General features: G+C 63.2%; 9 protein-coding genes. 3 read left to right on the top strand and 6 right to left on the bottom strand.

The features are described 5' to 3' along the window. Window positions 1–173 precede the first annotated feature (173 nt). Window positions 174–2,156, bottom strand: coding sequence for an HNH endonuclease (locus tag ITX31_RS03315; protein WP_194782038.1), 1,983 nt, complete (start codon window positions 2,154–2,156; stop codon window positions 174–176). A 484-nt stretch (window positions 2,157–2,640) separates the two neighbouring features. Continuing rightward, window positions 2,641–3,393, bottom strand: coding sequence for a TSUP family transporter (locus ITX31_RS03320; protein WP_194782039.1), 753 nt, complete (start codon window positions 3,391–3,393; stop codon window positions 2,641–2,643). A gap of 22 nt (window positions 3,394–3,415) precedes the next feature. Here ITX31_RS03320 and ITX31_RS03325 point away from each other — a divergent pair, with 22 nt between their 5' ends. Together ITX31_RS03325 and ITX31_RS03330 are read left to right on the top strand one after the other, a co-directional pair. Next, window positions 3,416–4,045: a DUF1684 domain-containing protein gene (locus ITX31_RS03325; protein ID WP_194782040.1), complete on the top strand. Its 630-nt coding sequence runs from the start codon at window positions 3,416–3,418 to the stop codon at window positions 4,043–4,045. Between the two features lie 14 nt (window positions 4,046–4,059). Continuing rightward, the gene (locus tag ITX31_RS03330) at window positions 4,060–4,845 is read left to right on the top strand and encodes an MSMEG_6728 family protein (protein WP_194782041.1); all 786 of its coding nucleotides are present in this window, start codon (window positions 4,060–4,062) and stop codon (window positions 4,843–4,845) included. Between the two features lie 9 nt (window positions 4,846–4,854). Here the strand turns inward: ITX31_RS03330 and ITX31_RS03335 are convergent, their stop codons facing one another. The 4 genes from ITX31_RS03335 to ITX31_RS03350 form a co-directional block, all read right to left on the bottom strand. Continuing rightward, window positions 4,855–5,544 carry a DUF6318 family protein gene (locus tag ITX31_RS03335; RefSeq protein WP_194782042.1) on the bottom strand — a complete coding sequence of 230 codons (690 nt, stop codon included), beginning with the start codon at window positions 5,542–5,544 and terminating at the stop codon, window positions 4,855–4,857. A 93-nt stretch (window positions 5,545–5,637) separates the two neighbouring features. Further along, window positions 5,638–6,522 carry a hypothetical protein gene (locus tag ITX31_RS15745; protein ID WP_228528928.1) on the bottom strand — a complete coding sequence of 295 codons (885 nt, stop codon included), beginning with the start codon at window positions 6,520–6,522 and terminating at the stop codon, window positions 5,638–5,640. Then, entirely contained in the window at window positions 6,519–7,169 is a 651-nt protein-coding gene (locus ITX31_RS03345; protein ID WP_194782043.1) for a DUF6318 family protein, read from the bottom strand. The genes ITX31_RS15745 and ITX31_RS03345 overlap by 4 nt, the downstream gene beginning before the upstream one ends. Window positions 7,170–7,281: 112 nt before the next feature. Then, window positions 7,282–7,791 carry a hypothetical protein gene (locus ITX31_RS03350; RefSeq protein WP_194782044.1) on the bottom strand — a complete coding sequence of 170 codons (510 nt, stop codon included), beginning with the start codon at window positions 7,789–7,791 and terminating at the stop codon, window positions 7,282–7,284. Between the two features lie 474 nt (window positions 7,792–8,265). Between ITX31_RS03350 and ITX31_RS03355 the strand changes: the two genes are divergently transcribed. Then, window positions 8,266–9,711, top strand: coding sequence for a stealth family protein (locus ITX31_RS03355; RefSeq protein WP_416354774.1), 1,446 nt, complete (start codon window positions 8,266–8,268; stop codon window positions 9,709–9,711). Window positions 9,712–9,732: the final 21 nt, after the last annotated feature.

Genomic DNA, 9,732 nt, shown 5'->3' on the forward strand with positions numbered 1-9,732 from the left:
GTGACTGCAGCTGTGGCTGCGGCTGCCGCTGCCGCTCTGGCGCTCTGCCGCTCCGAGGTGACTGCAGTTGCCGCTGCGAGGTGACTGCAGCCCTCGGAGGGACATGCCCGAACGCACTGGTCCACACTTTGGCATTCGGATACCGGCTGAGAGTGTCTTGAACCCACTGAACACTAGAACGGAGGGGGATCGTCGTCCGGCTTCTGGGTGCTTCTACCGGGCGGTTGCGGGGTTCCGGGGCCATGCTGCCGCGGTTGCGGGGTTCCGGGCTTTGGTGGGGTTGGCAGGTAGTCCAGTGCCGGGTCCGTTGCGTAGGTGCGGCCGGCAGGTGAGTTCCATTCGATGGTTCCAGGTTCTGGCTGGCGAGCCTTCCAATGGCCCAGGGTCTTGAACCGGTGGTGTTTGGGACAGAGGTGTTCCAGGTTCGAGTGGTCTGTGGGACCCCCGCGTGAGTACGGAGTGGTGTGGTCGATCTCCGTGTGCGTGACGTTCACGGAGCAGCCGGGGAACCGGCAGGTTCCGTCCCGGGCCTGGAGCCAGCGTTTGAGTCCGGCCGGGATGCGTCGTGTTCGTCCGACGGTGAGGATTTCACCGGTGGCGGGGTTCTGGAGCAGGGGTGTCCAGTGCATTGCGTTGAGGATCATGGTGCGTGCGGTGTCGGCGCTGATGGGTCCGTAGCCGTTGAGTTCTGCCGGGTTTTCGTCCAGTCCGGCCAGGGTGTCCGCGTTGATCAGGACCATGACCTCGGTACGAACCCGGGAGCGGTTCTGCTTCCGGTTCGTGTTTTGGTTCCTGTTCCGGTGCTGCTCGGCCCGGTGGGGATGCTCGGCCCGGCGGGGCCGCCTGTCCTGCCTAGTGCTGCCCGCCGGGTTGCCGTCCGGATCGGGAACGAGAATGCAGGCGGCGGATTCGTTCGCAGGGATAACCGAACCGGAGCTGGTGTCTGGTGTTACCTGGCCAGGAACGGGTGTTGCTCCGTGGACGTCTTCGGTGGCTGGTGTGCTTCCGGGAGGTGAAGCCGCCGTGTCTGGGGTCGCAGCCCGGACTTCCGGTGCGCCTGCGGGCGGGGCTTCGAGGAGCAGTTCGGTGAGGGTGTCCGCGCGGAGCTGGTCCATGGTGCGGGGATCCCCGGCGTGTTTGCCGGTTTTCGCTGCACTGGTCAGGGCAGCGAACATGGTTTGTCCTTTCTCGGCGGCGATGACCGCGCTGAGGCAGGACATGCCATCGGGCAGGGGCTGGAAGCTCACACGTCGTTTGTCCTTGGCCTGCCGGTGCCGGACAGGAATCAGGTCAGGAAAACGGGTTTCACGCAGCCTGCGGGCACGGCGTCCGAAGCCGGCAGCGGTCCTGCCCTCCGCCGCAGCAAGCAGGTCCCGTTCGAACGCGCCCCGCACGGTGAGCACGGCACCGGACCCGTGATCGGCACCGGACGCGTCACTTCCGGGTTCGTCTGCGGGTTCGGTTCCATCCGTCGCACGGGGTGGGTCCTGCATGCCGGGCCCGTTTGCGCTGTCCTGCGCATCCGGGGTGTTCAGGCCGAGGTCCAGCTGGCCTGAGTCCCCATCAGCCGGTGGGCCGGCGCGCTCTGGACCTGTGTCACCGGAACCATTGCCGGGTGCTGTTTCCTCGAGGAGATCGGCGGGCAGGTTGTGGGTTTCGTCCAGAATGATGCGGGCGTGCTGCAGAGCGATCTTCCCCTCGGACAGCCGGGCCAGAGTCTCCGGGGTCTCAGAGCACAGCCGGGTGGATTCGCTGATGAGCTGCATCGCGCTCATGTGCGGGATGTTCAGTGCGGTGGAGGCTTCAGCGGCGGCGAGGCTCATGGCCAGGGCGGGTTCTTCCCGCCCGCCGGAGGCCTCGGCAATGTCCCTGGCGAAGAGCACTTCCAGCCGGGCAGCGACCCGGGCCTGCTGAGCCTGGGCCCAGGAGATGAGCATGCCCAGGCGCTGCAGCGCGGACACGGTCTCCTCGTACCCCAGGAACTCTGCACCCCGCAGCGACAACCGGCCAGTAAAGCCCTCCGGCAGCAACGGTCCAGAAGCCTCCCCCTCCGCCGCAGGATCAGCACAGAACACGGCGCTGGAAATGACGGCAGCACTGCGGCCTTCCCGGTCAGCTGACCGGGAAAAGAACGGAGTGTCCGAGGAACGGTTCATACCCCTAGACTTTCAGCTGCCACTGACATCCCGGGGCCTAAATCAGCCCTTTTCAGGACCGCAGGCTACCGGTCATTTACCTGCTTTAAGATGCCAAACCAGGCTCTCCTACGGGCCCTCGCTAACAGCATCATCCGGTCGCCCCAGTCCGCCGGGTTCTGCGCGTCAAGAAGCGCTTCCGACGGAAAGGACCCCACCTGTCGCGGCCGATGCCGCGACGCTCGGGCCCCTCCCCGACAAACCGCACCAAACACGCACAGCCGGGCTCCGGCGTCGGGCACCGCCTCCCAACACGGCTCTCGGCACCGCCGCCCAACACGGCTCCACCAGCGAGCTCCGGCGTCGGGCGCCGCACAGCGGGCCCCTCCCCAACACGGCACCGCCCAACCGGGCTCCATCCAAAACCACCCAAAACCGCCAGTTCAAAACGGCACCTGCCATCGGCACCAGCCATCGGACAGCCGCCGGATCAGGCAGCGGGCACTCAAGCCATCAGATCGATGATGCCCTTGGCCATGGCAGCACCGGCGCCGAGGAAAGCGACCACGATGACTGCGAAACGGACGTGGTCGTCACGGATATGCTTCTGCAGCCGCTCCCCCGCATAGATACCGCCAATGATCATGACACCAATCAGCACCCAGGCGATGACGCTGAACGGAGGCATCTGCCCCGGGTCCGTCGCAAGCTTCACGGCAAGGGTCACAGTCGCGATAGTGACAAAGAACGGCTGAAGGGTTGCGGCAAAAGGCCGCTGCGGCCATCGGGCCATCACGGCATAGGCGCTGACGGCCGGACCGCCAACCCCCGCCACAGCGTTCGTCACTCCGGACGCGAAACCGGCGATCGCCTTGGCAGGATTGCCGGTCACCACAACTGAATTGCGGGCCAGAACCAGAGACGCGCCCAAGGCCACGAGGACGATCGCACCCACAATCACAGCCATCGGCGCGGCCGGCAGATACACGGCAGCGACGGAGGCAGGGATGCTCCCGATCACGGCAGGAACAGCCAGCCATCGATACATGTTCCAGTCCACGTCCTTCCAGACACGGAACATGATCAGCAGCGAGGACACGAGCCCGCACACGTTCACCATCAGCACGCCCGCATGGGCGCCAAGGATGATCACCAGGAACGGCGAAATGAGGAGGGCGAACCCAAGACCGGCGATCCGCTGGGCCAGCGCCCCGACAAAGATCGAAGCCAGCACAACAATCAGCAGTCCCGTAGTCACCCGAACACACTACGCTGGAGATATGGTTTCCCCCGATTCGGCACTCCGGACGGCCGACTGGCGCCGTCGCATGTTCGACATATACGCCAAGGCACGGCACGCTGTGGAGACCGCTTCGCCGTCGTCAGCCCATGATCTGTGGCGCCGCGAACGGGACGGGCTGTTCGCCTCCCACCCCGCATCCCCGCTCGGCGAGGCAGCCAAACACCGGTTCACAGGCCTCGCCGTCGCACCCTATGATCCTGAGCTGCGCTGCGAAGCGGCAATAGACGACGACGGCGCCGGGCAGCGGCTCGAAGTGCCCACCGGAACAGACGGGACCGTCTATTTCGAACGCCTCGGAACGGTTACGACGCCGATCGGCAGGCTGGCGCTGTGGCGCCTGGCCACGTATGGGGGCGGTTTGTTCCTCCCTCTGCGGGATGGTCTGGCCGGCAAAGCGGGCGGAACGTACGGCGGGGGCCGGTACCTGCTGGACACGATCAAAGGGGCGCACCTCGGCGAGGGTACGAACGATTCACTGATCCTGGACTTCAATTTCCTCTACAACCCGTCGTGCGCTTATGACGAACGCTGGGCCTGTCCCCTGCCAGGGCCGGATAACCGGGTTGCGGAACCGGTGCTGGCGGGGGAACTGTATGCCGAGTACTAGGTCCTGAGGCCGGCGTGCAGACATTCCTTCCCTATGAGAATTTCCGGCGAAGCGCCGAGGTGCTCGACTCTCCTCGTCTGGGAAAGCAGCGGGTTGAAACCCTCCAGATCCTGCGAGCGCTCGCGCTCCCCGACTACGGCTGGCAGAATCACCCGGTCACCCGGATGTGGATGGGCTACGTTCCCGCCCTGGTGACCTACGGCCTGGCGATGACCGATGCCTGGACCGGACGGGGACACGCAGACACCGTGCGGGAGCAGCTGGTCGAGTTCGCGCCGGACGCCGACGGCGGGGACGCGCCTTCGCCCCCTTGGCTGGGTGATCCGCAGGTTCACAAGAGCCACCGCTCGAACCTGCTCGCCAAGGATCCCGCATTCTATGCGGACCTGTTCCCCGGCACTCCGGCAGATCTGCCCTACGTGTGGCCGGAACCTGAACAGCTGATTCTGCCCGCCGACCCCGGACCGGATTCGCTGTGGGTTGCCCGTCCTGTTGCCGGGGACGACGGACCGGTGATTGAGCTGCCGATGCTGTCCGCTCGCGGTACGCCCGTGACTGGAAAGAAGGCACGCCAGCTTGAGCGCTTCCTCGAGGAAATGGACGACGGCGATGAGGTTGCCTTGTTGGGGCCAGACCGGACTGTCCTGGAGCTGGGAACCGTTGGGGAAGTGTCCCTTAAGAATGACGCTGCCCTCCGAACAGTTCAGGTTTCCGGAACTGTTCTCCGGTCCGCATTTGCCTACCCGGCACTGTTGCAGGATCCGCGGGTGCTTTTTGCCGTGCCGAAACCGGGCCGCTAAACGGGGACACTATCCCGGCCATCCCGTAAGCACTGCTGTGTCCACGTACCAGCCGTCTCCGGTGAACGTTGCCTCCAGGAGCATGTGACTGGAGTGGAGATTACCGGCAACCACGTCGACTGACGTGCCCGACCTATCCCGGAAGATCATCTCTTTCTGCCTCACCGACATCGTTGCCTGGCGCCGGTTTTCCGGCGTAAGTACAAAAGCCGACTCGAGCTTGTCCATCTCAACCAGTCCGCCTTCCACCCATCCCCCATCCGCATAGGCCTCCGGGATCCTCCCGTACATGCCTCCGCAGACGGCGCACTCCGGCGTTGTCACCACTCTGAGCAGTGCGGCGTCTCCGGTTTGGTACGTGTAATCGACAAGCTCAAACCAATACTCGGCGAATGCCAGCAGCCCGTCCTTTGTCTCCTGGCGTGCTGCCTCTGGGAGTATCGGCAGCTCCACATTGGCAGCCGGGCCCGCGCCGGAAGCCTGGCTGTACGAAGGAGTGGGTGTCGGCGCCGGCGGTTCCGCAGGTGCGGGGGTGGAGGAACCCGTCTCCGCGGGTTCAGCCTGGGACGTGTTCACCGCCGGTTTGAAGCTGACCATCGAGCAGCTACTCAGCAGGAGGGTGAGCATGCCAGCCAAGAGCACTCGGACGACGGCTCTTTTGGACCTTCCAGCTCCCGAGGGAATCCGTGTCTTCTGCATAGCCATCTCCGTAAGTCCGGCGGACGTTGTGGCTTGAGGCTATGCCTATCTCTTACGGTGATTTGGCTTATCCACAGGGAGGATTTCGGACGATCAGCAACCGACTCCGGTGGGGTTCACCAGACAGTTGTCCGCAACGTTGCGGGACTCCGAACGCCACACACTCAGGACCTGGGACGGTGAGGCTACTTCGGCGCGGCCGTCGATGGGAATCATTGGGCCGCCATTGACGGAGTATCGGCCCGAGAAGAAAGTCGTGATGCTAACCGGAACATCACCGGTCTGCGAATACCGGTGGCTCGTGGACGTTTGTTCTCCCCAGCGCGCTTCGGGCAGCGGGCCTCCCGGTGTGGAGACCGGACCGTGGACCGTTCCATCACCGTAACTGAACGTGTACTCCGTTGGCTCCACCTCTATGCGGATGGACTGTCCGAGAAGCTCCATGTCGAAAACCTGAGGCTGGGCTTCGGCATAAACGTTCGTGTGAGCGCCGATAAGTGTGTGAGGGCTCGGCTGCAGCGTCACGGTTCCCGGCGCGATCGGGGCCTCTTGGAGGGCTCTGAGTATGGCCTCTCGGAGGCGTTCCTGAAAAGCGGCAGGGTCTTCTGAGTAGATGCAGGTTGGCGCTTCACTCAATCTTTCCCAAACCGGATTATCATCGCCTTTCAGCGCGGACGACCACCAAACAAGGCGACCGTTCGGGCCTGCGTTGCATTCAAGCCCGTACCGCACAAAACAATCGATATCCCCATTGTCCTCGTCGAAACAGGCCGCTTCGTATTTGTACTGCATGGGGTCATCGGGTAGACCAACTTGAAATGTCGCCCATGCGCCGCTGGTTGGATCCTGGTAGAAAGTTGCATTGCCCTGCACGTTGCCTTCGGAACCAAGGTCACCAGTTCCCTCCCCACTTCCAGCCAACATGCCGAGGATTATGGACAAACTGATTACTTGCCCGCCAAATGGAGACAGCGTCATGGCATTTGTTTCATGGTTACAACGTCCACTGCGATCCATGACCCGTCCCGGAAACTGGCGTCCATTAGCTGCACATACGCATCTCCTTGCCCCACCGTCCGGATGAGTCCCTCTGGGCCGTAAATATCGATTGGTACCTGCTTGAACATAACCAGCGCCTGCCGATTTCCGGATTCGGTGAGTGCGTACTCTGAGGCCGCGGATGTCACCTCAATCTGACCGCCTACCGTCCACCCACCACCTTCGAACCAAGTCGCGAGCGTCGAATAGGCGCCGTTGCAAGCCGTGCAGTCCGGGCCGCTGATTTCTCTCAAGGGATCTACCCCTCCGGTTTCGTATCCGTAGGCAGCGGCCTCATACCAATACCGCGCAAAAGCAATAAGCCCCTCCTTGGACTCGACCTTCGCCTCCTCCGGCATCACAGGCAGCGGAACATTCTCGGCAGGCCCCTCAGCAGAAGCGGGTTTGTACGTAGCAGACGGCGTAGGAGTCGGACTGGGAGATGCGCTGGGCGAAACCGAACTGATGGGCGATTGGGCCGCATCAGCATCGGGATCATCCGAACCGGAACAGCCGGAAAGGACAAGAGAACCAGCCAGAGCCAGGGAAACCGCAGCGAACCGGCGTCGAACACCAAGACTGGACATTGAAACCCCCGTGATAGGCAAGGCAGCGTGCGGTAGATCCTACTGAAACTGCCGCAAAGCATACGTACTTATCCACAGCACGCCACAGCAAAAGGGCACCAAGCGCAAAAACTCAGTCAGAATTGCGCAGTGAAACCAGCATCCGCCTCACATCGCGGTACTCTTCAGAGCCCGCATACGCCGCAGCCTTCTCCAAGTGGGCAGCTGAGTCCGTTCCCTCATCAGGAGGCACAACACCAGAAAACCGACCCCCGCTGGACTCAGTCAAAGTGAAGAAATCAAAGAGACCGCAGGCAGCGTCTCCCGCGGGCGGTGGAGGAGCACTGACCACCGCATAGGTCACCAGCGCCTCACCGGCAGCAGGAGCCACAGAACGGTACACAAAACGCTGCGAAGTCCCCTGCCGGGATTCAAGCTCAGGCATAGGCTGGGAATCGTACTCCGTATAGACCACGGGTTCCTGCATTCCCATGCACACCTGATCCGTAATAATCCCGGTGTCCAGCCAGGCAATAACGTCGCCGCCGGCGTCGTGAACCCGCAGGGAAACACCGCCGGAAGGGTCATTGGCCAGCGAATCAACCTGCTCAACCTGCCAGTCAGAGCGGTACTCAAACTCCAAAAAGTCCTCCGAAACCGTATAGGAAGACCACGTCGGAGCGGCAGTCCCGGAAGGCTGTGGCGCAGCACACGAGGCCACGGCAAGCCCCACCGTAACGGCGGCACACAACAGGGTGTTACGGTATCTCACATCGGCTCCCGGAGGTTTCCGCGTGCAAAGCATCAATGCTACGCAGCCCCGTCAGCGCCGCCCATAGCACCCCGCGGTTACGCACACCGGCAAGGCACCAAAACCTGCAGGTGAGTTCCAACGGTCCAGCTACCGTGCAGCGTCGCACGCTTCCCCCTTTTTTGTGCCTAAACGGCCCGACCCCTGGAGGCTCCAATTACCGACATCACTGCAGAGCACGACGTCTACTTCGGTACACCGGAAGAAGGCGCAGAGGCAGAAGACCTCCAGACAGCGTCCCTGGCTGTCATTGAACGGGTTGAACACCGCCCGAACGTCCGCAAGGTCAAGGGCCGGCTGACTCTCATGGACACCGGCCTGACACCGCACCAGGCAATGGTGGAAGACCTGCTTTTCGTACGCCGGGTACTGGACGACGCCGGAATCGACTACCTGCTGGTCCGAGGCAACGACCAGCGGCCGGTCATCGCTATAGACCTGCGCCTGCGGGAAGACCTCCGCGACGCCCTCGTGGCAGCCTGCAGGGAAGAACCGTTCTACTCCCGCAGCGTGGACACCGAGAAGTCACGCACGCTGCTGGTGGCCGACGGCGAACTCTCGCCTTATCAGAGAACACGCATCATCCGCCTGTTCCGGCCACGCGGAACCAGCGGAACCAACCTCTTCTTCGGACCGTCAGCCGGGGTCCAGGTTGAACTGTGGGAACTCGGCGAGAAGGAGATCACGCTCCCCGTCGAGAACTCCCTGACCCGGCGCACCCTTCCGGCCTCCGAGGTGATCCGCGGCAGCGTAGACAAGCACGGCCTGACCTGGCCCACCATCGAGAACATGTTCGCAGACCACGCAACGGATATCCGGTTCGATGTGGACCTGGTCTTCTCCTGGGTGGATGGAAGCTCGCCGGAATACCGCGCACGGCGCGCCGCACTGATGCAGGACGCCGTTGTGGGCGAAGGCGATGACCATGAAGCCCGCTACCGGCAGATCAACGAACTGAAGTACGCGCTGCGCTCCATCTACATGTTCGCGCCCTGGATCCGCAGGATCTTCATCGCCTCCGACTCCCCTCGCCCGGACTGGCTGGCAGACCACCCGTCCGTCACATTCGTCCCGGCAACGGAGCATTTCCGCGATCCGTCCGTGCTGCCCACGTTCAACTCGCAGGCAGTTGAATCCCAGCTGCAGCACATCCCCGGGCTCTCCGAACACTTCCTGTACTCCAATGACGACATGTTCTTCGGCCGCCCGGTGGGACCGGACCTGTTCTTCTCCCCCGGCGGGATCACCAAGTTCATCGAAGCCAGCACCCGCATCGGCCTCGGCGCCAACGACCCCGAGCGCAGCGGATTCGAGAACGCCGCCCGCGTGAACCGCAGGCTGCTCTGGGAACGCTTCGGCCGGATCACCACGCGCCACCTTGAACACACGGCGGCGCCGCTGCGCAAGAGCGTGCTCGTGGAAATGGAAGCGGTGTTCCCCGACGAGTTCGCGGCAACGGCAGCGAGCAAGTTCAGGGCGAAGGACAACATCTCCGTCACCAACTCGCTCTACCACTACTACGCCCTGCTCACCGGCCGCGCCGTCACGCAGGAAACCGCCAAGGTGAAGTACGTGGACACCACCTCCTACCGTGGCCTCAAGGACATGGACCGGCTGCTGGCGAAGCGGAACAAGGACCTCTTCTGCCTCAACGACGGCTCCTTCCCCGAGGTCCCGACAGAAGAACGCACGGAGCGGGTCACGGACTTCCTGGAGAAATACTTCCCCATCAGGGCCCCCTGGGAAAAGTAGCGAACTGCTTACGACGGCGGC

It is taken from the genome of Arthrobacter gandavensis (assembly GCF_015355785.1).
GTDB classification, from domain to species: domain Bacteria; phylum Actinomycetota; class Actinomycetes; order Actinomycetales; family Micrococcaceae; genus Arthrobacter_B; species Arthrobacter_B gandavensis_A.

What these genes read in the sequence shown, in the direction of transcription:
- ITX31_RS03315 (WP_194782038.1), bottom strand. Translation starts at nt 2,156, where the DNA reads ATGAACCGTTCCTCGGACACTCCGTTCTTTTCCCGGTCAGCTGACCGG.
- ITX31_RS03325 (WP_194782040.1), top strand. Translation starts at nt 3,416, where the DNA reads ATGGTTTCCCCCGATTCGGCACTCCGGACGGCCGACTGGCGCCGTCGC.
- ITX31_RS03335 (WP_194782042.1), bottom strand. Translation starts at nt 5,544, where the DNA reads ATGCAGAAGACACGGATTCCCTCGGGAGCTGGAAGGTCCAAAAGAGCC.
- ITX31_RS15745 (WP_228528928.1), bottom strand. Translation starts at nt 6,522, where the DNA reads ATGACGCTGTCTCCATTTGGCGGGCAAGTAATCAGTTTGTCCATAATC.
- ITX31_RS03345 (WP_194782043.1), bottom strand. Translation starts at nt 7,169, where the DNA reads ATGTCCAGTCTTGGTGTTCGACGCCGGTTCGCTGCGGTTTCCCTGGCT.
- ITX31_RS03355 (WP_416354774.1), top strand. Translation starts at nt 8,266, where the DNA reads ATGGACACCGGCCTGACACCGCACCAGGCAATGGTGGAAGACCTGCTT.